General features: G+C 59.1%; 22 protein-coding genes. 10 read left to right on the top strand and 12 right to left on the bottom strand.

The window, feature by feature from the left end; genetic code table 11:
• Positions 1 to 51: 51 nt before the first annotated feature.
• Positions 52 to 2,529: a phenylalanine--tRNA ligase subunit beta gene (pheT, locus tag NW818_RS05520; protein WP_414424047.1), complete on the bottom strand. Its 2,478-nt coding sequence runs from the start codon at positions 2,527 to 2,529 to the stop codon at positions 52 to 54.
• Positions 2,530 to 2,720: 191 nt separating this feature from the next.
• On the opposite strand from pheT, the gene NW818_RS05525 reads away from it, so the two are divergent.
• From NW818_RS05525 to NW818_RS05535, 3 genes are all read left to right on the top strand, one after another.
• Positions 2,721 to 3,257 carry a thioredoxin domain-containing protein gene (locus NW818_RS05525; RefSeq protein ID WP_414424035.1) on the top strand — a complete coding sequence of 179 codons (537 nt, stop codon included), beginning with the start codon at positions 2,721 to 2,723 and terminating at the stop codon, positions 3,255 to 3,257.
• Between the two features lie 105 nt (positions 3,258 to 3,362).
• Positions 3,363 to 4,289: a fatty acid desaturase family protein gene (locus NW818_RS05530; protein WP_414424036.1), complete on the top strand. Its 927-nt coding sequence runs from the start codon at positions 3,363 to 3,365 to the stop codon at positions 4,287 to 4,289.
• Complete coding sequence (locus tag NW818_RS05535; RefSeq protein ID WP_011434449.1) at positions 4,286 to 5,296, top strand: alpha/beta fold hydrolase; 1,011 nt, start codon at positions 4,286 to 4,288, stop codon at positions 5,294 to 5,296. Before NW818_RS05530 ends, NW818_RS05535 begins: the two co-directional genes overlap by 4 nt.
• 17 nt (positions 5,297 to 5,313) lie before the next feature.
• Here the strand turns inward: NW818_RS05535 and aroQ are convergent, their stop codons facing one another.
• The 4 genes from aroQ to NW818_RS05555 form a co-directional block, all read right to left on the bottom strand.
• Entirely contained in the window at positions 5,314 to 5,811 is a 498-nt protein-coding gene (gene aroQ, locus NW818_RS05540; protein ID WP_414344089.1) for a type II 3-dehydroquinate dehydratase, read from the bottom strand.
• Positions 5,789 to 5,920, bottom strand: a complete 132-nt coding sequence (locus NW818_RS05545; RefSeq protein ID WP_011434447.1) for a hypothetical protein — start codon at positions 5,918 to 5,920, stop codon at positions 5,789 to 5,791. The genes aroQ and NW818_RS05545 overlap by 23 nt, the downstream gene beginning before the upstream one ends.
• Before the next feature lie 168 nt (positions 5,921 to 6,088).
• Positions 6,089 to 8,038, bottom strand: a complete 1,950-nt coding sequence (locus NW818_RS05550) for an acetate--CoA ligase family protein (RefSeq protein WP_414424037.1) — start codon at positions 8,036 to 8,038, stop codon at positions 6,089 to 6,091.
• Positions 8,039 to 8,414: 376 nt separating this feature from the next.
• On the bottom strand, positions 8,415 to 8,564 hold the full coding sequence (locus NW818_RS05555) for a hypothetical protein (RefSeq protein ID WP_011429585.1): 150 nt from the start codon (positions 8,562 to 8,564) through the stop codon (positions 8,415 to 8,417).
• A 134-nt stretch (positions 8,565 to 8,698) separates the two neighbouring features.
• Here NW818_RS05555 and NW818_RS05560 point away from each other — a divergent pair, with 134 nt between their 5' ends.
• Positions 8,699 to 9,922, top strand: coding sequence for an Era-like GTP-binding protein (locus NW818_RS05560; protein ID WP_414390583.1), 1,224 nt, complete (start codon positions 8,699 to 8,701; stop codon positions 9,920 to 9,922).
• Here NW818_RS05560 and lipA read toward each other — a convergent pair.
• The 3 genes from lipA to NW818_RS05575 form a co-directional block, all read right to left on the bottom strand.
• Entirely contained in the window at positions 9,919 to 10,773 is an 855-nt protein-coding gene (lipA, locus tag NW818_RS05565) for a lipoyl synthase (RefSeq protein ID WP_414424038.1), read from the bottom strand. The genes NW818_RS05560 and lipA overlap by 4 nt on opposite strands.
• A 221-nt stretch (positions 10,774 to 10,994) precedes the next feature.
• Positions 10,995 to 11,489: a DUF4079 domain-containing protein gene (locus NW818_RS05570; RefSeq protein WP_011429588.1), complete on the bottom strand. Its 495-nt coding sequence runs from the start codon at positions 11,487 to 11,489 to the stop codon at positions 10,995 to 10,997.
• Between the two features lie 465 nt (positions 11,490 to 11,954).
• Positions 11,955 to 12,191 (bottom strand): DUF3148 domain-containing protein, encoded by a 237-nt coding sequence (locus tag NW818_RS05575; RefSeq protein ID WP_011429589.1) that lies wholly within the window; start codon positions 12,189 to 12,191, stop codon positions 11,955 to 11,957.
• 510 nt (positions 12,192 to 12,701) lie between these two features.
• On the opposite strand from NW818_RS05575, the gene NW818_RS05580 reads away from it, so the two are divergent.
• The 4 genes from NW818_RS05580 to NW818_RS05595 all read left to right on the top strand — a co-directional run bounded on the left by NW818_RS05580 (position 12,702) and on the right by NW818_RS05595 (position 15,949).
• Positions 12,702 to 12,923: a DUF2949 domain-containing protein gene (locus NW818_RS05580; protein WP_414399082.1), complete on the top strand. Its 222-nt coding sequence runs from the start codon at positions 12,702 to 12,704 to the stop codon at positions 12,921 to 12,923.
• Positions 12,904 to 13,986, top strand: a complete 1,083-nt coding sequence (mazG, locus tag NW818_RS05585) for a nucleoside triphosphate pyrophosphohydrolase (protein WP_414424039.1) — start codon at positions 12,904 to 12,906, stop codon at positions 13,984 to 13,986. Before NW818_RS05580 ends, mazG begins: the two co-directional genes overlap by 20 nt.
• A gap of 404 nt (positions 13,987 to 14,390) precedes the next feature.
• Positions 14,391 to 15,350, top strand: a complete 960-nt coding sequence (locus NW818_RS05590; RefSeq protein WP_414424040.1) for a transglutaminase family protein — start codon at positions 14,391 to 14,393, stop codon at positions 15,348 to 15,350.
• A 92-nt stretch (positions 15,351 to 15,442) separates the two neighbouring features.
• A complete protein-coding gene (locus tag NW818_RS05595) occupies positions 15,443 to 15,949 on the top strand; it encodes a hypothetical protein (RefSeq protein WP_011429595.1) in 507 nt (168 codons plus the stop codon).
• 9 nt (positions 15,950 to 15,958) lie between these two features.
• Here NW818_RS05595 and NW818_RS05600 read toward each other — a convergent pair whose 3' ends face one another.
• Both NW818_RS05600 and frr read right to left on the bottom strand, forming a co-directional pair.
• Positions 15,959 to 18,685 (bottom strand): CBS domain-containing protein, encoded by a 2,727-nt coding sequence (locus NW818_RS05600; protein ID WP_414424041.1) that lies wholly within the window; start codon positions 18,683 to 18,685, stop codon positions 15,959 to 15,961.
• A 229-nt stretch (positions 18,686 to 18,914) separates the two neighbouring features.
• Positions 18,915 to 19,463: a ribosome recycling factor gene (gene frr / locus NW818_RS05605; protein WP_011429597.1), complete on the bottom strand. Its 549-nt coding sequence runs from the start codon at positions 19,461 to 19,463 to the stop codon at positions 18,915 to 18,917.
• A 238-nt stretch (positions 19,464 to 19,701) separates the two neighbouring features.
• Between frr and NW818_RS05610 the strand changes: the two genes are divergently transcribed.
• A complete protein-coding gene (locus NW818_RS05610) occupies positions 19,702 to 20,280 on the top strand; it encodes a hypothetical protein (protein ID WP_414329036.1) in 579 nt (192 codons plus the stop codon).
• A 13-nt stretch (positions 20,281 to 20,293) separates the two neighbouring features.
• On the opposite strand, the gene recR is transcribed toward NW818_RS05610, so the two are convergent.
• The gene (gene recR, locus NW818_RS05615) at positions 20,294 to 20,893 is read right to left on the bottom strand and encodes a recombination mediator RecR (protein WP_414374697.1); all 600 of its coding nucleotides are present in this window, start codon (positions 20,891 to 20,893) and stop codon (positions 20,294 to 20,296) included.
• A 35-nt stretch (positions 20,894 to 20,928) separates the two neighbouring features.
• Positions 20,929 to 21,264: a YbaB/EbfC family nucleoid-associated protein gene (locus NW818_RS05620; RefSeq protein WP_414344527.1), complete on the bottom strand. Its 336-nt coding sequence runs from the start codon at positions 21,262 to 21,264 to the stop codon at positions 20,929 to 20,931.
• Positions 21,265 to 21,485: 221 nt separating this feature from the next.
• Here NW818_RS05620 and NW818_RS05625 point away from each other — a divergent pair, with 221 nt between their 5' ends.
• On the top strand, positions 21,486 to 22,382 hold the full coding sequence (locus tag NW818_RS05625; RefSeq protein ID WP_414329037.1) for a carbohydrate ABC transporter permease: 897 nt from the start codon (positions 21,486 to 21,488) through the stop codon (positions 22,380 to 22,382).
• Position 22,383: the final 1 nt, after the last annotated feature.

Below are 22,383 nucleotides of genomic sequence, written 5' to 3' on the forward strand. Positions count from 1 at the left end.
GTCCACAGGACGAGCGCCGGGAGGATGTTATAGTAGCTACAGAGGGGTCGGCTAGCTGCGCAAGGTCACCGGAAATTGTGTTGCCAACTGCGCCCTCACCTGGTTTTGCAGAGCTTCTACCTCCGCATCCGTGAGGGTGCGATCGGGAGCGCGGTACACTAGGCGGAAGGCAAGGCTGCGCTGCCCTGCAGGTACTCCTTGGCCCCGGTACTCGTCGAAAAGCTGCACCGATTGGAGAAGTTCTCCGCCCGCTCGACGGATAACCTTCTCGATCTCACCAACGGCAAGGTCGAGTGGCGCAAAGAAGGCGATATCCCGATCGGCAGCAGGAAAGGGCGAAAAGGGGACAAATTGCACAATGCCCCGTCTCTCCAGGCTTTCCAGCAAGGGATCCAACTGCAGCTCAAACCCATAGACCTGATCTGGCAGCCCCTTTTCCTGACAGAGGCGGGGGTGCAGTTGCCCGAACAAACCGATGCGGGATCCCTCGAGCCACAGGCCGGCCTGGCGACCGGGGTGAAGCAGGGACGATTGCTCTTCAGGGGGATCCAGACGAAACTCCGGGCCAAATCCCAGCCGCTCCAGAGCGGAGACCAGCAGCCCCTTGGCCTCGAACCAGTCCATGGGTCGGTTGCGGTGCTGCCAATCGTGGGGATTGGGATCCCCGCCCAAGATACCGCCGATATGCTCAGCTTCCCGGTAAGGGTGGGGGTTGGGGGGAAGGGCATGGGCAAAAACACGACCGATTTCAAAGGCTTGGAGCGGGCCGTTGCCTTGATCCCAGTTGAAGCGGAAGGCCTCCACCAGGCCGGGAAGTAGCGCATTGCGCACGGCTGAATATTCAGGCGAAAGTGGATTGGCAATCCTCACCAAAGATCCATCCTCCTCCGCTGGGCAGAGGGAGATGTGATACACCTCTGTCAGGCCAATGCCGCGCAGCACTTCTCGGATCTGGCGGGTGAATGTTTCCCGCGCCGAAAGGGATCCCACCTGCGGCTCGGTGGGTAGGGTTTCTGAGAAGCGGTCATAGCCGTAGAGACGGGCAAACTCCTCGATGAGGTCGATCTCCCGCTCAATGTCCCGCAGGCGATAGGGGGGAACGACGACCTGCCAAACGCAGCTGGCCACGGTTGCCGTCTCGGTAGCGGGGGAGAGGGCACTCTGGGAATTGGCCCCTTCGCAACGGGAGAGCTGAAAGCCCAAGGCAGATAGGATCTCCTCCACATCCGCCGCCTGCACCTCGTCCCCCAACACATCGATCAGCCGCGACAGCCGCAATTTCAGGGTGCGTTCCAGGGGGGGCCGCTGGTCAAAGGTGGTGAGGCCGGCCACTGCTCCCCCTGCCAGTTCCAGGATCAACTGCACCGCCCGATCCCGGGCCTGATCGAGGGTGGCAAAGTTAACCCCTCGCTCATAGCGGGTGGAAGCCTCGGTGCGCAGACCTTGAGACCGGGCCGAGCGCCGCGTCACCGCTGGATCGAATACGGCTGCTTCCAAGAAAATGCGGGTGGTGGTCGAGCTGACTTCGGTTTCTTCCCCTCCCATGACCCCGGCCAGGGCTACCGGTTGGCTGCCGGCCACAATGAGATGACTGTCGGCTTGCAAGGTGCGGGTTTGGCCGTCCAAGGTCTTTAAGGTTTCTCCCGGCTGGGCCAAGCGCACCTCGATGGTGGGTTTTTTCTTGCCCATGACCTGGAGCAGGCGATCCCAGTCGAAGGCGTGCAAAGGCTGGCCCCATTCCAGCAGGATCAGATTGGTAATATCCACTACATTGTTGATGGATCGCATGCCGGCGGCGGCCAGTCGGTGTTTTAGCCAGTCGGGGGAAGGGCCGACTTTCACCCCCTCGATCAACACGCCACTGTAGGCGGGGCAGGCTTTGGCGTCGGCAATGCGCAACTGAAAGTTGGGGATGGGCTTGGTTTGGAGAGGCTGGACGGGGGGCAGGCGCAGCGGGTTGCGGGTGAGGGCAGCCACTTCGCGGGCGATCCCCACCATGCTCAGGGCATCGGCCCGGTTGGCGGTGGAAGTGAGATCCAGCACCACATCGTCCAAGCCTAGAAGGGGGCGCACATCAGAGCCAAGCGGATGAACCTCCAGATCCAAGTCGGGCGGGAATTCGTGGATCCCTTCGGAAGATTTCTCCAGCCCCAGCTCTGCCAGAGAGCAGATCATGCCCTCCGAGATCACCCCCCGCTTGTCGGCTTTGGCAATGGTGAGGGAGAGGGCGGGCAAATGGGTGCCGGGCGTGGCCACTGCTACCAGGATCCCGGCGCGGGCGTTGGCAGCTCCACAGACAATGGTGGCAGGCCGATCGGATCCCAAGTCCACCTGGCAAACCTGCAGCTTGTCGGCGTTGGGGTGAGGCTCGGCAGCCAGGATCCTGCCCAAAACCACCCCATCTGCCCAAGTGCGGCGGTCTTCGATCTCTTCCACTTCAAACCCCGCCAGGGTGAGGGCCTCTCCCAGTTCTTCGGGTGAAAGTTGGAAATCCACCAGTTCTCGCAGCCACTTCAAGGAGATGCGCATCGCTGAGCCATCGGTGCAAACGCCGCACCCATTATCGCTCACCTGGCCCTCTTCTCCAGCCGGGATCCCGGCCCAAGATCGTGGGATGGCATAGACCCGGTTCTGGCCGGAACCGGTGGGACAGGGTGGGATGCTAAAACAGTGAAGGCGAGGGCTGAGGTCAGATCCAGCGCCTAGCAAGGTGAGGAAGGATGAAGAAAGACTGGGCAAAACGGTTGCGCAACGGGTTGATTGCCGCAGTAGCTGTGCTCTTGGCAGCAGGACTGTTTTTGGCTAACCAAGGGCGTCAGGCGGGCAGCAACTTAGAGGCTCTAGCCCAAGAGGCCATACCTTGGGAGCAAGCTCAGGCCAATGGCAAACCTTCTTTGGTGGAGTTTTATGCCGATTGGTGCAGCACCTGTCGTGCCATGGCACCCCTCCTGGCCAGCCTGAAACAGGAATTTGCCGATCAAGTCAACTTCGTCATGTTGAATGTGGACAATCCGAAGTGGCTGCCGGAGCTGAGCCGCTACCGGGTGAACGGCATCCCTCATTTTCTGTTTTTGGATCGGCAGGGAGAAGTGCTGGGATCGGCGATTGGCGAACAGCCGCCGTCGATTCTGCGAGCCAATGTGTTGGCTCTGGCAACTGGACAGCCCCTGCAGTTGACCAATGCCGGGCCAGTGTCTGCGCTGGAGCGGAGCGGGCCTATCCTCCCCAATCAGCCGGATCCCCGCAGTCATGGTTAGGAGTTTGGTCCAGGGTTTTGTTGTCTTGGACACAGGCGGAAAGGTCTGGCCTCGGTTTGATATTGGATAACTTCTATCCATTCTCGTAGCTCACAAGAACAGGCCATGGCTGTCGAGACAACACCGATTTTGCCGGATCCGCAACGGTTGATCCCGAGCGAGCGCCTCAGACAACTGAATGTCCGCTCCAATTCAGCCGGGCTCCGGCAGCTTTTGGGACATTTGGCGGTGATGGCGGTGAGTGGCAGCCTGTGGGTGACCCAGAAAGGTGTCAATGGCTGGATTGCCCTGCCGGCGCTGGTGGTTTACGGGGCCAGTTTGGCGACGATGTTTGCTGCTTTGCACGAATGTGTACACCGCACCGCTTTTGCCAGCCCAAAACTGAATGACGGGGTAGCCTGGGTGGCGGGCTTGCTCTCACTTTACAACAGCACTTTTTATCGCCGATACCACAAATGGCACCACCGCTATACCCAGATTCCGGGCAAGGATCCGGAGCTGGAGGATCCCAAACCCCAGAGCTGGCCGGAGTATTTGCTCGAGCTGAGCGGCTTGACTTGGTGGATCGGCAAGGTGAAGACCTACATCCGCATAGCCAGCGGCCAGTTGCAAGGCTATCCCTACATTCCTGAATCGGCCCGCCAAGAGGTCATTCGTTCGGTGCGGTTGCAGCTAGGGATCTATGGCCTTGGGAGCTTGCTCTCCCTTCTGCTGGGGGATCCCTGGATAGTGTGGCTGTGGCTGTTGCCTTTGGCGGTAGGGCAGCCGATCTTGCGCTTCATTTTGCTGGCAGAGCACACAGGCTGTAGCCAAACCGAGGATCCCTTCTCCAATACCCGTACCACCCTTACCCTTTGGCCAATCCGCTTTTTGATGTGGAATATGCCTTACCATGCTGAGCATCACCTTTACCCCTCCATTCCATTTCATGCTTTGGCCGATGCCCATCAATACCTCAAGCCCCATCTGGCTCATCTAGGGCAGGGGTATGTGCGGGTTCATCGTCAGGTGATTGAACAATTTCAGGCATGACTCACTACACCTGGAGCCTGAACGATTTTCAGCTACAGTGCGGGATCCAACTGCCCCAAATCACGCTCGCCTACGCCACCTACGGGACTCTTTCCCCCCGAAAAGACAACCTGATCCTCTACCCCACCTCCTATGGGGCTCAGCATCCCGACCTGGAGTGGCTGATTCGTCCCGACGGCATCCTCAACCCGCAGCGGTGGTTTATTCTCATTCCCAATATGCTGGGCAATGGCCTTTCCACTTCCCCCAGCAACGATCCAGCCTGTGGCTTGCGGGAAGATGGCTTCTGGTTTAGCCACTGGGACAATGTGCGCCTGCAGGAGAGCCTGATTCGCCAACACTTTGGGATCGAACGCATCCGCCTGATCTACGGCTGGTCGATGGGGGCTCAGCAAGCCTATCACTGGGGATCCCTGTTTCCTGAGCGGGTGGAACGGATCGTAGCCCTCTGTGGCACCGCCAAGACCACAGTTCACAATCGGGTTTTTCTGGAGAGTTTGCGCTCAGCCCTAACTGCCGATCCCGCCTGGAACGGTCGTCGATTTACGGGTGTCCCAGAGCGGGGTCTGCGAGCTTTTGCCCACATCTACGCCAGTTGGGCTGTTTCCCAACCTTTTTTCAACCAAAAATGCTATGAATCCTTGGGGTATGCCTCTCTCGAAGATTATCTAGAGCGAGGCTGGGAGGCCAATTACCGCCGCCGGGATCCGCAGAATTTGCTATCGATGATCGAAACTTGGATCCGCTGCGATATCAGCGACAACCCCATTCACCGGGGAGATTATCGGGCTGCTTTGAGGGCAATTCAGGCCCAAACATTGGTGATGCCCGCCCAGACGGATTTGTATTTCACCCCAGAAGATTGTCGGGCTGAGGCAGAATGGATCCCGAACGCGGTTTACAAGATCATCCCCTCCATTTGGGGGCACCGGGCCGGTAATCCTCATCAAAACCCCGAGGATGAAGCTTTTATTCGCACAGCCGTGCAGGAGTTCCTGGAGAGCTGAGGGCACCTACACAGATCCTACACAGATTGCAGGCGCAGGTGTTGCACCAGAGCCTGTAGCCCCAACAGGTAGCTTTGCGCCCCAAAACCACTGATTTGCCCAATCGCTACGGCGGCGATGTAAGAGTGCTGGCGGAAGGGCTCGCGGCGATGGATGTTGCTTAGGTGGACTTCCACAGTGGGCAATCCTACGGCTGCAATGGCATCTCGGAGAGCAATGCTGGTGTGGGTATAGGCCCCAGGGTTGATCAGAATGCCAACATGCTGCTGGCGGGCACGGTGAATGGCATCGATGAGCACCCCCTCATGGTTGGACTGGAGAATCTCCAGCTTCGCCCCTAGCATTTCTGCCTGCCGATGCAGAGCCTGATCGATCTGCTCTAGGGATACTGAGCCGTAGATGCCCACCTCTCGCACCCCCAGCAGGTTGAGGTTGGGGCCATGCAGTACCAAGAGGCTGAGAGGCTCGCCGCCGGGGGCAATGGCAGTCGGATTAACGACGACGATGGGATCCATCTTCTACCGGAATGGGAGCAGGTTGAGGCTGGGGGTTCCCCAGCAGGGTGTCGATCACACGTTCCACCCATTCCCGGATCTTTTCCAGCACCTTTTCTACCCAATCCATCCGATCTGCCTCGCGAGGTTTTACGAAGGGAGTTTATTCGACGGACTTCTATGATAGCGCTTCTTTCCGAGGGGTGTAGAGCTGACTGGCTGGCCGGCCTTTTTCCCCAGCGGGGATCCCTTGTTTTGCCTACCCTTTTACAAGAATCTGAAGAAAATCCAAAACCCCTCAGCCAGACCAGTTCTTCAGCATCTGGCTAATGGTTCTGCAGATGATCCGCAGGGTCATGGAGCGCAGCAGGATCCCCATCTGAAGGTCTGTCCCCGGCAATTCAAATCGCTCCGCCTGGCCCGCCACCGTCAAAGTCAGGGTGGATCCCCGCTGCAGGAAGAGGGCGCCGCCGGGGTTGAGATCCCGTTTCAGGGTTTGCAGCTCTTGATCGGAGGGATCCCGCAGCACCACCAGATCGCTGCCTTCGTAGGCCAAGCCCTCCCGCTCCAGGGTCTCTTCGTCGGCTTCCGCCAAAAGCAGATCCAGTTGGGGATGGCGCAGCAGGGTTTTCACCTGGCGAAAGAGGCTGCCCTGCAGGGGTCTAGAGCTGTGGTTTAGCAGCACACCCTCCCGACAGACGGATCCCACACATGCGTTGGGGCGGTGGGACAAAATATGCTCCACCAAGGTGTGCGCCTCCGCCAAGGTGAGGCGGTTAAAGGTCAAAATCGGGATGCGGGCCGTCTTGGGAAACAGATGGTCGAGGATTGCCCCCGGCACATCCACTCCCGCGCCAATGGCAGGTTTTTGGTGCATGAGCACACCTGGCGCAGCATTGATCTCGATGATCCCCAGGGATCCCTCCTTCCAGGAGCGCTCCAGGCTGGGGGCAATGACATCGATGCCCAAGCACACCAGCGAGAACTGCTGGGCAATGGTTTGGGCCAAAACCACGTTGTCGGGATGGACGGTGGCCGTGACATCGCGGCTCACTCCTCCCGCCGAGAGATTGGATACCTTGCGCAGATAGACCGTCCGCCCCGGTTCCAGCACACTGTCCACTGTCAAGCCTTGCTCTGCCAGAAAGCGCTCCATTGCCTCATCCCATTGGATCGGCCCCAGGGGAGAAGTGGGGGTATCCCAACGGACGGGATCCCGGTTGGCCTGCTCGATGAGCTGCCCGATGGTGCTTTGGCCATCTCCCGTCACTGAGGCGGGGCGTCGTTCCGTGGCCGCCACAAAGCGGCCTCCCACACACAACAGGCGAAAATCGGTGCCCTGCAGATGCTTTTCCAGGATCAGTCGGATGGGCTCCTCAGGGGGAAGGGCTGCCACGGCTACCTCGTAGGCAAAGGCCAGTTCTTCCGGGGTTTGAATGCCTGCTGTTACCCCTATCCCCTTGTGGCCGGCCACCGGCTTGAGCACCACCGGATAGCCGATTTCCTGCGCCAACTGCAAAGCTTCTGCCAAAGAGGCGACCACCTCTCCCTGGGGCACGGGGAACCCTTGCGCCGCCAGAAAGGCTTTGCAATCGTCTTTGCGGGTGGTGAAGTCAGAGTCGAGATGGCTGTCGCAGTGAAAGGTGGTGGCCACCCCTCGCACCTGGTTGCGACCATAGCCATACTGCATCACCCCTTCATCCCATAGGTAGTAGGTAGGGATCCCGCGTTCGTGAGCAGCCCGCAGGAGGGCATAGACCGTTGGCCCACCGTACACCGAGTCGCGAAACAATTGCTGCAGGCGGCGCATCTCCCCTTCAAAATCGAAGGGCTCCCCTTGGGCGATGGCTTCCAGCCAATCCCAAGCAAAATAAACCGCGGCACGAGTGGTACGGCCATGCAAGGTCTGCACCGCGATGCGCACATACTCTGGAAACAGGTGACAGCTCCACTTCTGCAAGTGGAGATCCATCTGCAACCGGTTCACCTCCGTCACCAGCCGGGCAAACAAGTGGGCGTAGGAAGGATAAGATCCCTCCTGCAACTGGGGGAAATGGAAGCAGACCTTGGACAGGTAGACATCAATGGGCAGCGGCTGTGGGCACTGGGTAAGGGCAAAGTCGAAGGTGAAAGCGGCTGTATTGAGATAGGGGTTAGGGCCGAGATAATGCTTCAGGTTGAAAATGTCGAAAACATCCGACTCGCGCGCGTTGATGCGGGGCACGCCCGCCGCCTCCTGCAAAACCATAGCCGGCCTCAAGAGAAGGGAAACAACGACCTCAGCGCGGGGAAAACCCAGCTCTCCCGGCTGGGGCCGCTTCCATTATTCCCGATCCGGCCCCCATCCCCGGCGGCTTGCCCTCGCAGCACAAGGGATCCCAGCTAGCCTTTTGCTGGTCAATTAACAGTTGCCTGACAGGCAACTTGGTAACTTGGAAAACCCTTCCCACCCTCTGATCGGGTTGGGGTTATTTCGAGTTGCAGTGCAACTGTTTGCCAATTCTGGGATCCCCTCTCCTCATAATGGGCAAGGGGCTGGGAGTGCTTGCCTGTAGCAGTGCTAGAGGAATGCCTCAGACTTAGACTTGTTCGGAATCACCTAACGATGGGCTTGCCAAGTTGGACTAGCGAAGGGCGCTCAGAAGCACAACATCCATAACCAGCAGCGCCCCAGCAAAGGCCAGCAGGCTGCGCACGATCTGGCGCTCTTGCTTAGAACGATGGGATCCACCCACACGAAGCCATTTCAGAGATTGGGGAAGGCGGTACAGCATAGGAGATTCGGCGGAACCCTAGGGTGATCATGCCCTATTTTGTGGGGTTTGGATTCCCCACGCTGGGGGGGAGAAACGGCTAGCCCTGAGGGGCAATTCCCTCTAGAGTGAGGGTTAGTCCATTGCCCCTGTCTATGACCACTCCCTTGACCCAAGCCGAAACCGTTTTGCAAAGGTGCTGGGATCATTGGCAATCTCTGGCCAGCCGTCGGGATTTACAACCGGAGTTCAGGGCTCTATCCACTTTGCGCAAGCGCCTCACCGCGCGGCTGTTTTCCATTGCGGTGTTTGGGCTGGTCAACCGTGGCAAGTCGGCCGTCCTGAACGCCCTAACCGGCGAGGAGCGATTGAAGGTGGGCCCCCTCAATGGGGTCACTCAGCAGCCCCAATCCCTGCTGTGGCAGCCGGGGCCGGGGATCCCTTGGCGGGTGAGGCTGGTGGATACTCCGGGTTTGAACGAAGTGGAAGGAGAAGCCCGCGAACAGTTGGCCTGGGATGTGGCCCGCTCGGCGGATTTGATCGTGTTTGTCATCGCCACCGACCTGACCCAGTTGGAATACCAAGCTCTCTCGGAGCTGCGCACTCTATACAAGCCCATCCTGCTGGTGTTGAACAAATGCGATCTCTACTCCGAAGCGGAGTTGCAGGCCATTTGTGCCCAGATCAGCCGCCACCTAGGCTGGGTATCGCCGCAGGAGATTTTGACCGTGGCCGCTTGCCCAAAACCTCTGAAAGTCCGCACCCACTGGCCGGATGGCCGCATTACTTTGGAATGGGAACGGCCTGCACCCCAAATTGAAGCCTTGCGGGGGCGAATTCTGCAGATTTTGCAAACCGAGGCGGGATCCCTCCTGGCTTTGAATGTGTTGAAGCGGCTGGACCGGGTTCAGGCCCAGATTCTGGAAAAACAGTGGCAGCACCATGCCCCCTTTGTGGAGCAATGGGGCAGGATTTTCGCCCTTGGCAAGGGGATGGGGGTGGGCTTAGCTCCGCTGGGGTTGGATTTGCTGTTGGCCCCGCTGCTGGATGGTCTTTGGCTGCTGGGCTTGGAGATCCGGCTGCACCTGCCCCGGAGGGTCTTGTGGAAGGGGCTGTGGCGACCGCTGCTGCTCAATGGGGCTCTGCTGCTGCTGGCGGAAGGGGTGAGTTCCTGGCTGTGGGGAGGCTGGGGCAACGGCCTCTTGCCGGGTCTGGTAGCGGGGATCAGCTTGTACCGCCTGGGATCCCTGGCGCCACAGGTGCTCAGCCGGTTTGCAGCCCGAGCGTTCGGCCTGGAAGCGGGCCTTCGTGCCTTGATCGGACGGGAAAGGTTGGCTATGACAGACTGCACAGCCTCTCTGCCAAGCTCCCTGGCCTAGTTCTCAACCATTTCGGCAGCGTGGTAGGAGCTGCGCACCAATGGCCCTGAGCGCACCTGGCGAAACCCCATCTGGCGGGCTATCTGGCCCAGCTCGGCAAACTCTTCCGGAGTCCAGTAGCGTTCCACAGGGCGATGGGCCAAGGAAGGTTGTAGGTATTGCCCCAGAGTCAGACGATCGCATCCCACCGCCAGCAGATCCCGGAAAGTTTCCAGCACTTCTGCGCGGGTCTCCCCATGCCCCAGCATCAGCCCAGACTTGGTGGGTAATCCAGGATTCAGCTCCTTGACCGTTCGCAAAACCCGCAAGGACAAGTCGTAGCCGGAGCTGCGCCGTACTGCCTGGGAGAGCCGTCGTACCGTTTCGATGTTGTGGTTGTAGCAAACAGGCTGGGCAGCCACCACACGGGCAATGCACTCGCGATCCCCGCGAAAGTCGGGGGTGAGCACCTCGATCTGGGTGCCGGGGCAGCGCCGCCGAATTGCCTCGATGACCTCCACAAAGCGACCGGATCCCTGGTCGGGCAGATCGTCGCGGGCCACCGAGGTGAGTACCACATAGCTGAGCCCCAGCAGCTCAACCGCCTCGGCCACTTTCTCCGGCTCTGTGGGATCCAACGGTGCGGGCCGTCCACTGGCCACCTGGCAAAAAGAGCAGGCGCGGGTACAGATCCCTCCCATCAGCAGAAATGTAGCGGTTTTTTGGCTGTAGCACTCGGCTCGATTTGGACAGCGCCCCTCCTCACAAATGGTGTGCAGGCCCCGCTGCTTGATCACCTGCTGCACCGCTGAAGTCTCGCTGGCTTTGCCGATGGAACGCTTGACCCAACTGGGAAGAGGGCTAACCGACATAGGGAGAACCGTTGCGTTAACTGGGTATCGGCAACAAGACTGCGCCCCTCTACAGCCGAAGGATGCAGCGCCTGCTCTGCCATTCTGACATGATGAAGCTCTGGGTTCCGAAAAGGGGAGGCCGAAGTCTTTGGGTCGACGGACTTCTCGGCTCGCACCAGCGGGACAAAGTCCTCCCAAAGCTCAGCCCTGTTCAGGGTTGCATGGGTCTTTCGGGGAGATTAAGCCACCTGGGGTGTGGTCAGCATTTGGTTGACGATGCGCTGCACAATCTGAAAGCCGGTCACCGCCTGCCAACCCAAGATCGCCAGGATCACCACGTTTAATAGGACATGCACATTACGCGCCCAGACCTTTTGCCCGTCTTTCATCAGCGGTGCTAGAGCCGCAGAGCTGGCCACCAAGGCCACAATGCCCAACCCAGCCAGCAGGTGAGGCCCAACAAACAGCTTGCCATTGTTCAGGTAGGTAACCCCCATGCCGCCCAGCGCCCCGAACACCATCAACACCAAGAACAGGGATCCGGCGAGGAAATGCCGCTGACCAAACTTCCCTTTGATCAGCTCCTTGCGTTCTTCTGCTGAGGCAGTGCGCACCCGTCGCGCTTGCAGACCCAGGTAAAGGGCATACAGGGCCAGCGCAAACGCCAAAATCATCAGCACAGGATGAAAGAAAGGCAAGGCCAGTTCTAGCCAGCGAGGAAGTTGAATGCTCATAGAGATCGCAGGATGGAAGAGGAAGACGCCCCCAAATTAACATGAGTTAACCTGATGCGCGGCAGTCTCCAGTCTCAGCGCAGCGGACTGGCACCCTATGGCAGGGTAACCCCCTGCGTCACTTTGTGGCTACGCAACGCTGCCGCGGCCCAGCTTTATCCCAGTCGCCAGCAAGAAAAACTCTTGCACCACTGGGGGCGGATGTGCTGAGCCCTCTACAGCGCGGCGGTGGCAGATCGCAAAACCAGCTACCAAAAGCTGGGCAGGTCTGTCAGCTACTTCGACACCGCTGACGGGAATAAGCAACTGAGCTCGCTGAAGCGTCAGAAGCGGCTAGCCGCGGTTCAGGCTATCGCGAAAGTCCGCCGGCCAGTTGAAGGCTCGCTTCTGTGGAAAGCTGCCAGCTCCCAAAGGTTCTAAAGGCCGGCAAACCCATCCAGCTGGCTCGGAGGAGAGATGGGCGTGTCAGGACAGGGATCCCACCGGCGCGAGATATTTTCCGTCTATGAGAAAGATGCCATTGGCAAACTGCACACTGTAGGTGCCCAACAGCCGCCGCTGCAGGATCACCCCTTGTTCGTGCAAGCGGATCAAATGGGCCGGGCGCAACATCGGCATTGGGTCAGCCGTTTTTAGGTAAGGAGGCATCTCCACCACTTGAACCGTTGCCCCCACTGGCAGTAAACCCTGGGCTTCAGACATAACGGGAGTCCATGTGGCAAGTGTCTCTAGCTTAGCTGAACGTAGGACGATGTATGCCCAAAACCGAACCCGAGCAGGATGACAGCATTAGGGCAGATCCCAGAGGAGCCGAACAGATTGGATCCCCGAAGAATTGTTGTAAGATTTTTATCAAGCACGAGGATTCAACGAGATAAAAAGGTAACATCTTGCAAGGTGAGTTGGTTTTTCCCACAAAGAAAAAGCAGTCGGCCTTTCGGGGTGCTGCCAACTGATCGCCAATTTGCTACCATACCATGAACTCTTGGTACCCATTTTTTGTGTCCTTGGATACGGAAACCTCATTTGCCGAGGCAATTTAGGGGTTCTCTTGTCCTGGAGCTGTGGGCACAGGGCTTGGTAAGCTCGCCTTCGGCCTACGCACCAGCCAGATCTTTGCCGAAATTCTGTAGAAGTGTTAAGAATAGTTACATTGGTTTGCTATCTTCTCAGTTTTCATACTCGTCCTTACTTCAGCGCTGCGAAACGACCATGCTAGATCCCATTCCCCCCCCAGCCCTTGAGGAATATCTCTTGCAAACGGGCATCATCGACCGTTCTCAACTGAGCCTGGCCAAGAAGCTGCAACATCGCCAGCAAGGGCCGTTGCTGATGATCCTTTTGGAGTTGAGTTTCATCGATCTGGAGCAGCTCAGCCGCCTTTTGGATTTGGGCCGCGCCTACCCTTTTGATCATGCTGCAAACGCTGGATAGTCTTCAGCCCAACTGGCAACAGGCTCTGGCTCGGTGGTTCGCTGCTGAGCAGGGATCCCTGCTGCTGAAAAGCTGTGGGGGCCAGGATCTGGCGAAGCTGCGCAGCGTTTTGCAACAGATCTGTTCTCCTGTCCAGTCTGTTACGTTGCTAACAGAAGACTTGGAGGTGGTGGCCGGCCCATTGACGCTGCAAAGCTGGGATCCTCAAGCGACGGGCCATTTTGCCCACCTTTATCTGGAGCGTTCCGCCTCTAGCTCACACATGAGTCGTTTGGCGGCTATTGTTGCTCGGTTGCGCGCTCCCGACGGGTGTCCTTGGGATCGGGCCCAAACTCCAGAGTCTCTTACCCCCTACATTCTTGAAGAAGCGTATGAGACGGTAGCTGCCATTCGAGCCGGGGATCCGGCAGCAATTGCCGAAGAGCTGGGGGATTTGTTGTTGCAGGTGGTGTTGCAGTCTCAGATCTTTGCCGAGCAGAACCACTTTGATCTGGAAGCTGTGGCTGCGGGAATTGCCGATAAGCTCATCCGCCGTCACCCCCATGTGTTTGGGGATGCTGTGATGGCAGATCTTCCGGAGTTGCACCGCTCTTGGGAACAGATCAAGCAAGGGGAGCGACCGGATCAAAGCCTTGGCCAAAAACTGCTGCACTATGCCCAAAGTTTGCCTCCCCTAATGGCTGCCCTGAAAATTTCCTGCAAAGTGGTGGGGGCAGGGTTTGAGTGGCCAACGGTGGAGGGGATCTGGGCCAAGATCCGCGAGGAAGAAGCCGAGCTGCGTCGAGAATTGGAGAGGGATCCCCCCGATCCAACTCGGCAGGAAGCCGAACTGGGGGATCTGCTTTTTGCCCTGGTCTACTTGGGCCGTTGGTATGGTTTGGATGCTGCCCAAGCTCTAACCCAAACCAACCTGCGCTTTGCTCGCCGTTTTTTGCGCATGGAAGAGCTGGCTCAGGAACCAGCGGGATCCCTGCCCGGCGATGGCATAAGCTCCCTTCTGAAAGGACGCAGTTTCCAGGAGCTGGAAGTCCTCTGGCAACAGGCCAAGCAAGAATATCTCTAGTTTGGATATGGGGTTGAGCTGGCGCTGGCTTTGAGGGGGTATCCGCCCACACAGTCTTGGGGCAAGTTCTCTTTGTAGGGTAGGAGCTGTTCTGAGCACCTGTCTCTATGTCGGCTATGTCTCCAGTTTCTTTCCTTGAGCAGGCTGGGGCTTGGATTGAATGCCTGCCCACATGCCAGAATGCAGCAAACCCCCCTCGCTATGCTCCTGTACGGGCCGGGGAGTATATTCGCTCTAAGCTGAAGGTTTCGATGATTGGGGAGGCAGGGCAGAGCTCTCGGAGATCTCAAACTCAGATAAAGTTTCAAAGCTCCCCGGCAGAGGATACAGCTACCTCCTGGCTTTGATTCGAGAGCAGTTTGGGTTACCTGATCTCAAGGCTCGGCTGCCTGTGGTGAAACCTCTTGCCCGTCATTTGGCCTGTGCAAATTCAGATCCGCCATCTCATCGAATATCGCTACAGTCGTCCAGTCCAACTGGAGCCCCACACGGTGCGATTGCGACCGCGCTGCGACGGGATCCAAACTCTCCTGGCTTTTGAGTTGCAGGTGGATCCGCAGCCGGTGGGCCAATCGGCGCTGGTGGACCTGGAGGGCAACGCGGCGGTTCGGCTCTGGTTTGGGGATCCCACCGAGCACTTGCGCATCCAAACTCAGGCCACGGTGCTCACCCTGCGGCAGAATCCCTTCGACTACCTGCTCTGCGATTGGGCCACCCATCTCCCCATCGACTATCCCAGCACGCTGGCAGCCCAATTACAGCCTTATCTGACGGCTCAGGCGGATCCCGGCATCCAGGCCTTGGCCTGGGAGCTATGGGATCACGTGCAGGGGGAAACGACAGCTTTTCTGCCGGCGCTGAACCAGCGCATCTATTCAGAATGCCGCCACATCTTGCGGGAAAAGGGGGATCCCTGGCCTGCCGGCTTGACCTGGCATCGCAAAACCGGAGCCTGCCGCGATTTGGCCCTGGTGTTCATGGAGGTCTGCCGTACGGTAGGCTTGGCCGCGCGCTTTGTCAGTGGCTACCAGGTCAGCCCCTCGCAGCCTTCGGGGGAGAGCAGGGGTGGAGAACCCCCAGAGCCTGTGCGCCGTCATTTGCACGCTTGGGCGGAGGTGTACTTGCCAGGGGCCGGTTGGCGGGGCTTTGATCCCACCCAAGGGTTGGCCGTGGCCGACGGTCATGTGGCTTTGGCGGCCAGCGCTTACCCCAGAGATGCCGCTCCCATTTACGGCCATTGGCTGGGCAGGGGCGTTCACAGCAGTATGAGCTACACCATCCACATTCAGGCGGGATCTTCCGCCCACAGCCAAGCCCAGCTTGCTGCAGACAGCCTGAGCACTTCACCAAAAGTGCGGAGCTGAAGTTGTAGAGCGTCAACTTGGCCGGATCCCAAAGCGGAAATTTGAGATAGCATAGCCTAGCCCAGATCTTGAGAATTTGCCGAGGGATCCCGTTGACCCAGTCTATTGATGTCCCCACCAGCGTTGATACGTTTTTGCAGGAGTTGGCCGCCATTCAGCAAGTTGGGCCGAAGCGAGTGGCCATCCTGGGCAGCCGTCATGTGCCCATTACCCATCAGTATTTGATCGAGACCCTCAGTTATGCCCTGGCCCTCACGGGCAATCAGATCCTCACATCCGGGGCTATTGGCACCAACTTGGCCGTCATTCGGGGGGCGATGCGGGCGGACATGAAGTCCTTGACGGTGATCTTGCCCCAGAGTTTGGAGCGACAGCCGGCAGAGTCGCGGGCCAGCCTGGAGCAGGTGCTGCATCTGGTGGAGCATCCGGAAAACGACCATCTTCCCTTGGCGGAGGCCAGCCGCCTGTGCAACCTGGAGATCATCGGCAAGTGCCAGCAGTTGATCTGCTTTGTCTTCCACGACAGCGTCACGCTGCTGGATGCCTGCAAGCATGCTGAGGAACAACACAAGTTGGTCACTCTCTTCTATTTCGACTGATTTGCCCTTCTACTTTCTTCCTCGGTATTGAGCTTGCGGCAGGGGGAAGTGTTCTTGTAGCCAGGCTTCAGCTTCTGCCGGGGTGGTGAGTTCGCCGTTCAGGGTGAGGCAACGCAGTTGCTCCAAAATGGCTTGGAAGGGGCGACCTGGCTTGTAACCCAGACGACGCAGATCGTGGCCGTTGAGCAGCGGCTTCACCCAGTACCACTCCTGCAAGTAGCGCCAGATCAGCCGCCGGGCCGGCTTGGGGGCGATCCCAGCCAATAAAATCACCGCCGGGATCCGCAGCCCCTGCAGCAGTTGCACCACCTGGGCCGGAGAGAGGGTGCTGGGATCCAGTTGGGCCAACAGGGTTTGGTAATAGGAGGAATGGCTGAGGCGTTCGATGCCTGCTTGGGTGAGGTGGAGTTGGCTGGCCACCTGGGGGGCTTGGGGTAGGGTGAGGAGGAGAGCCTCTAGGCGCAGTTGCCAGATCTCCTGGGATCCCAGCTCAGGATAGCGGCGGCGAAAGTGATAGGCCCAGCGGCCCACCCGTTGCAACCGCTGACACAGGGAGGGATCCCACTCCAGGTCGGGGTGAATACAGCGCAAAGCCCCCCATTCTGCCAGCTGCTCAAAGGCTTGGGGCCAATCGCGGGATCCGAGAATGTAGGCCAGCTCCTGCTTGAGGCGATCCCCGCCGACGGCATCGTGCAGACCACTGGCCACGGCAGCGCGGATCCATTTTTCTGTGGTCGAGTCCAGGGCGAAGCCCAAGCGCACCGCAAAGCGCACCGCCCGATAAATGCGGGTGGGATCCTCGATGAAGCTGTTGGGGTGCAATGCCCGGATGATCCCCTGTTGCAGATCTGCTTGTCCGCCGAAAAAATCCAGCACCTGTCCTCGCTGGGGGCCGTTGAGGCGCAAGGCCAAGGCGTTGATGGAAAAATCCCGCCGATAGAGGTCTTGCTGAATGGATCCCATGGCCACTTCGGGGGGAGAGGCCGGGTAGGGATAAAACTCCGTGCGGGCGCTGGCGATATCCACACAAAAGCCGCCTGGCCAGATCAAGGCCGCCGTTTGGAATTTGCCGTGGATCTCCAGCCGCGCTTCCGGGAAGCGTTGTTTGAGCGCTTGTCCCAAAATCAAGCCCCAGCCCGGGGGATCCGTCCCATCCAGGGCCGAAGAGTAGGGCCCATCCACCACCAAGTCCAGATCCAGCCGCTCCAGGTTGGGTGAGGGCTGCCGTCCCCACCGATGCAGCAGCAGATCCCGCACTGTTCCCCCCACCAGATACAACCTCAGGCCCTTCTCATCGGCGATGTGGGCGGCCTGCTCCAGCAACTGTCGATGCCGCTCCGACAGGGCCGCGAAGGTGAGATCCAAAGGGCAGGAAAGGGTGGGCAAAGCCAACTGCGGTGAGAGGGCCGGCAACTCGTGTAGGTGCCGCAACACATCGGTGCGAGTTACAATGCCCACCAACTGTCCATCCTGGAGAACCGGCAGGCGGCCAATATCCCACTGCACCATCAACCGCTGAATCTCCGCCAAGGGGGTGTCGGGGGAGAGGGTTTTCACGTCGGTGGTCATGTAGCCCTTGACGGGGGCATGGCCAAACCCGTGATGCAGGGCGATATCGATATCCCGCCGCGAGATCACCCCCACCAGGCGACCTTGAGCGTCCACCACCACCAGGCCGGAATGGCCGTAGCGCAGCAGCACCCGCTGGGCCTCGTCGATGGTGATCTCCGGTCGGATGGTGCGCACCGGGGCCGACATCAAATCTTTGGCCGTCACCGGGGGCGGGATCCGCTCTTGGACAGCCTGCCTGAGGGCCGCCATGACTTGGGCCGGGTCGGGCAAAGGCTGCTCTGGGCTGGCTTTTAACGTGGCTGCTGCAGCACAATCGTGTCCACCGCCGCCGTAGAGGGCCATCACCCTGCCCAACTGGGCAAACTCCTGCCGCGCCCGCCCGATCAGGCTGAGCCGCTCCCCCTGCCGCGCCACCAAGAGCAGCACATCCACTCCCGTCAGATCCATCAGCCGCATCACCAGGCCGGCCAAGCCGGGCACAAACTCCGGCAGCTCCAGCAGCCATTCTCCCAGGCGATACTCCCCCACCTGCTGCACCTGCATCTGGGCCAACCCCTGGCTGAGCAGCTCGCGCATCTCTGGGGTGAGGCCATCCCCCAAAAAGCGCCGCAACAAGACCAGGTTCACCCCCTGATCCAACAGCCAGCTCAGGGCAGCAGCATCGCGGGCGGTGGTCTCCGGGAAGGTCAGGGATCCCGTATCCATGTGAATGCCCAAAGCCAGCGCCAGCCGCTCAAAAGGGCTGAGAGGGATCCCAGCAGCCTGCAGCCGCTCCACCAGCAAGGTACAGGTGGCCCCCACGGCCTCGATATGACAGTTCACCTGCTGCTGCGGCCAAAAGCCATCCGGTGGGGTTTCCGGATCCCTGAGGTGATGGTCGAAAATCTCGATTTGGGTGCCGGGGACGCTCAACCAAGCGGCAGCTTTTCCCAAGCGATCCGGATCGTGACAATCCACCACAATCCACCGCTGCACCTGTCCCGGATCCACAGAGCGCAGCTCGATGAGGGGAAATTCATCTCGGTACAAGGCCAAAAACTCCTGCACCCCCGGCAGGGATCCCCCGGTCAAGGCGATGCGGGCACCCGGATACAGGCGCGCCGCTCCCACCGCCGCCCCTAGGGTGTCGAAATCCGCCGATTGATGGCACAGGATCAGATCCATTGCGGCAAGGTTTGTCGTATTCCGCTCTTCCATCCTGGCCCAAGCCAGGATCCCTCTTGTTGGAATCGGACGAGGAGAAACGAACGGCTGCCCGACTTCGAGGGGCAAGTGGAAACCTTGAAGTTTCGGGATGAGTGTCGAGTTTTGATCAAAAAATTGGGTCATAACCCCGTCCTACCGCTGCGCAGAAGCAATCCAGTAGAGTGGGGAGGATGCCAGCAAGGAGCCTTCACAGGGTCGTCAGCTCCTTTTCTTTTTCTGCCAGCAGCTCATCGATCTTCTTAATGTAGCGGTCAGTTAGTTTCTGGATGGCATCCTGCAAGCTTTTGGACTCATCTTCAGACAGCTCGCCATTTTTCTCTCGCTTGCGCACCGAGTCAATGCCATCCCGCCGGATGTTGCGGATCGAGACTCGCCCCTCTTCGGCCAGCTTGGCCACCTGTTTGCTCAGCTCTTTGCGCCGCTCTTCTGTCAGGGGGGGAATGGTGAGCCGCACCACCTTGCCGTCGTTGCTGGGGGTTAGACCTAGGTCAGAGGCAACAATGGCCCGCTCAATGGCCGCCAGGGTCGAGGGATCAAAGGGCTGGATCAAGAGAGTGCTGGAGTCTGGCGTGGTGAGGCTGGCCAGGGCCTTCAGGGGAGTGGGCACGCCGTAGTACTCCACCTGAATGCGATCCAGCAGGCTGGAATTGGCCCGCCCGGTGCGCACCGTATTAAAGGAGCGCTGTGTGGCTTGCACAGCTTTGTTCATCAACTCCTCAATCTCAGCTAGCTCCACGGGGTTTTCCTCGCTTTCAAAACAGTTTCCAGACAGTCAGGCTTGGGCAGCCAACCTGGCCCCTCTACGGTGAGCCTGACCTCAATTCTACCGCCTTGTCTTAGGATCCCGTTCCTCAGAGCTGCACCTGCAGTCGGCGAATTTCTCGCCAGATGCCCCCCAGTGGGATAGTACGAGCTCAAAGCTTTTCTTAGACTGGTCTGGACTTTACTGCACAATACAGGCACGACGAAGTTTTATGCCCTCTCGTCAAGTTTGTTCTTCAACGGCCCTAGCCTGGCTGATCGGCAGCTTGAGTCTCTTGGGTTTTGGAGCGGCTGCGGCAGCCTTAGAGCTGCAGATTGTGTCCCCCAATGCTTATAAAGTGCCCTACCTGGGAATTGATGGTGTTTTCACTCTGGATACGTCCCTGGAACAATCGGCCAACGATCCGCGCAATCCAAAGCGGGTGAAGTTTGAGAAGATGGAGTTCTTCTCCTTCTACGCCGATCTGGAGGGGAAAAAGCCCCTGGCGGAAAATTGTCGCTACGCCTATCGGGGGGCTGCGCCGGATCCCTTCTACTACCCTGAGCGCTCCTTAAGTTCCATCTGGGATCTGTTTCAGTTGCAGCCTGGAGCAGACGCCAGTTGCGAGACCTTCACCTACGTGATTCTGCGGGCGCCCCACGGGGATCCGGTGCACATGCACCTGCGCTACGGAGGCCGCAACAGCAGCTTCCAGGAACTTCTGAACATCAGCACTCTGCCGGAGGATCCTGCCAACTTCAACCCCTGGTGGAGCACCTACTGCGCGGAGGGGGTAACCGGCTGCGATTGATGGGCTGGGCGGCTCACAACTCCTGCCGGGCTTCCAGGGCACGGGCCAGGGTGACCTCGTCGGCGTATTCCAGCTCGGATCCCATGGGCAGGCCGAAGGCCAGGCGGGTCATGCGCAAGGTGGGGGCAACTGGCTTCAGGTAATCCTTGACCACGTGCATGGTTACTTCCCCCTCTACGCTGGGGCTGATGGCAAAGATCAGCTCCTGCGGTTTTTCCCGTGCCACCCGGGCCACCAGCTCGCGGATGTGCAGTTGATCGACCCCGATCCCGTTCATGGGGGAGATGAGGCCGCCCAAAACGTGGTAGAGCCCCTTGAACTCGCGGGTGCGCTCCATCGCAATCAAGTCTTTGACGTCGGCCACCACGCACCACAGCAAGGGATCCCGCTGTGGCGAACGGCAAATCTCACAGGGATCCTCCGCTGACCAGTTGAAGCAGATGGAACAGTGCCGAACCGTCTGCTTGGCTTCCAGCAGGGCTTTGGCCAGGGCTTCGATCTCGCCGGCAGGCCGGTTGATCAAGTGGAGAGCTAGGCGCTGAGCGGTTTTGGAGCCAATGCCGGGCAGCCGTTGCAGCTCTTCGATGAGGCGAGCCAAGGGGCGAGTGTACATACAGAGTTAAGCAAGCGGGGTTAAGCAAGTGGGGCTCAACCCAGTCCCAACCCCGGCAGACTGATGTTTCCGGTCAGCTCTTCCATGCGTTTGCGCATCGTCTCGGCAGATTGGGTGTAGGCGTTCACCATTGCTGTCAGGAGCAAGTCTTCTACCACATCCACCGACTCCTGGAGAATCTGGGGATCCAGAGAGACTTTGAGAGGTTCTTGGTTGCCGTTGACCGTCACTTTCACCAGCCCATTGCCGGCTTCGCCGACGATCTCCATCTCCTCTAGCTCTTTTTGCAGCCTTTGAGCGCCATCGCGCACCTCTTGGGCTTTCTTGAGCGCTTCTTGGATTTTGCCGAAGGGGCCAAAGCCTCGAGTCATGGGATCCTCTCTTGGGTTATCCAGATACTGCTGTTCTACTCTACCCGTTTCCCCATCGCCGGTGAAAGCACTCGAAAGTTCAGGCCAGAAGTGCTCCGCACCGCTAAGGCGACCGGCCTTCCTTAGGTTGCCCTTAACTCTGGCAGATTATCCTCTCAAGAGAAGCCAAAGATCGACTCAAAAGCCCATCTGCTCATCGGTGTTCGCCGTCTGGAGGTGCTATGGCTCAATTGTTGCAGGATCCCCGATCTCAAGTGGCCCAGCCCAGTTCAACTCGGGTGGAGCCTTCTCCCTGGCGTTGGCGGCGCTGGATCCCGGAGCGTTGGTATGTGCATTTGGGCCTGGTGCTGGCCTGCTTGGTTCTGGGATTTCCGGTGTTGTACGCCCTGCTCGTGAGCACCCAGAACAATGCCGAGGTGTTCCGCTATCAATTGACCTTTGGCTCCTCTTTTGCCTTCAACTGGCATCAGGTGATGGTGGCGCGGCACTTGGGCCACTACATGGTCAACAGCACCATCGTGGCGGTGGCGATCACCGTGGGCAAGACGGTTTTGTCGCTGCTAGCCGGGCTGGCCTTTGTGTACTTCCGCTTTCCCGGCAAAGGGCTGGCCTTTGGCTTTGTGCTGATCACGCTGATGATGCCCACAGAAATCTTGATCATTGCCCTGCTGCGGTTGGTCACCAACTTGGGCTGGGGATCCACCTACTACGCTTTAATCGTGCCCTTTCTGGCCAGCGCCACGGCCACGTTTTTGTTCCGCCAGCATTTTTCCAACATTCCCCGCGAGCTGGCGGAGGCGGCCCAACTGGACGGGGCCAACCCGCTGCAATTTCTCACCCAGGTGCTGATCCCCTTGAGCTGGAACGCCATCGGGGCGCAGGCGGTGATTCACTTCGTTTACGCTTGGAATATGTACCTGTGGCCCCGCTTGATCGTGCAAGGCCGAGAGCGACAAGTGGTGCAGGTGGGGCTGCAATCCCTGCTCAATCTGGATAGCTCGGCCTCCTATGGCCCCATGATGCTGGGAGCGATCATCGCCAGTATCCCGCCGCTGCTGGTGTTTATTGCGCTGCAGAAGCCCTTCATGAGCGGGTTAGCCCTCAATCGCGACAAGTAAG

The organism is Synechococcus sp. R6-5, from assembly GCF_047461775.1.
Classification (GTDB): domain Bacteria; phylum Cyanobacteriota; class Cyanobacteriia; order Thermostichales; family Thermostichaceae; genus Thermostichus.

Bases quoted from the DNA above. Each gene is read 5' to 3' on its own strand.
- pheT (WP_414424047.1), bottom strand. From the start codon at position 2,529: ATGCGCATCTCCTTGAAGTGGCTGCGAGAACTGGTGGATTTCCAACTT.
- NW818_RS05525 (WP_414424035.1), top strand. From the start codon at position 2,721: ATGAAGAAAGACTGGGCAAAACGGTTGCGCAACGGGTTGATTGCCGCA.
- NW818_RS05530 (WP_414424036.1), top strand. From the start codon at position 3,363: ATGGCTGTCGAGACAACACCGATTTTGCCGGATCCGCAACGGTTGATC.
- NW818_RS05535 (WP_011434449.1), top strand. From the start codon at position 4,286: ATGACTCACTACACCTGGAGCCTGAACGATTTTCAGCTACAGTGCGGG.
- aroQ (WP_414344089.1), bottom strand. From the start codon at position 5,811: ATGGATCCCATCGTCGTCGTTAATCCGACTGCCATTGCCCCCGGCGGC.
- NW818_RS05545 (WP_011434447.1), bottom strand. From the start codon at position 5,920: ATGGATTGGGTAGAAAAGGTGCTGGAAAAGATCCGGGAATGGGTGGAA.
- NW818_RS05550 (WP_414424037.1), bottom strand. From the start codon at position 8,038: ATGGTTTTGCAGGAGGCGGCGGGCGTGCCCCGCATCAACGCGCGCGAG.
- NW818_RS05555 (WP_011429585.1), bottom strand. From the start codon at position 8,564: ATGCTGTACCGCCTTCCCCAATCTCTGAAATGGCTTCGTGTGGGTGGA.
- NW818_RS05560 (WP_414390583.1), top strand. From the start codon at position 8,699: ATGACCACTCCCTTGACCCAAGCCGAAACCGTTTTGCAAAGGTGCTGG.
- lipA (WP_414424038.1), bottom strand. From the start codon at position 10,773: ATGTCGGTTAGCCCTCTTCCCAGTTGGGTCAAGCGTTCCATCGGCAAA.
- NW818_RS05570 (WP_011429588.1), bottom strand. From the start codon at position 11,489: ATGAGCATTCAACTTCCTCGCTGGCTAGAACTGGCCTTGCCTTTCTTT.
- NW818_RS05575 (WP_011429589.1), bottom strand. From the start codon at position 12,191: ATGTCTGAAGCCCAGGGTTTACTGCCAGTGGGGGCAACGGTTCAAGTG.
- NW818_RS05580 (WP_414399082.1), top strand. From the start codon at position 12,702: ATGCTAGATCCCATTCCCCCCCCAGCCCTTGAGGAATATCTCTTGCAA.
- mazG (WP_414424039.1), top strand. From the start codon at position 12,904: ATGCTGCAAACGCTGGATAGTCTTCAGCCCAACTGGCAACAGGCTCTG.
- NW818_RS05600 (WP_414424041.1), bottom strand. From the start codon at position 18,685: ATGGATCTGATCCTGTGCCATCAATCGGCGGATTTCGACACCCTAGGG.
- NW818_RS05610 (WP_414329036.1), top strand. From the start codon at position 19,702: ATGCCCTCTCGTCAAGTTTGTTCTTCAACGGCCCTAGCCTGGCTGATC.
- recR (WP_414374697.1), bottom strand. From the start codon at position 20,893: ATGTACACTCGCCCCTTGGCTCGCCTCATCGAAGAGCTGCAACGGCTG.
- NW818_RS05620 (WP_414344527.1), bottom strand. From the start codon at position 21,264: ATGACTCGAGGCTTTGGCCCCTTCGGCAAAATCCAAGAAGCGCTCAAG.
- NW818_RS05625 (WP_414329037.1), top strand. From the start codon at position 21,486: ATGGCTCAATTGTTGCAGGATCCCCGATCTCAAGTGGCCCAGCCCAGT.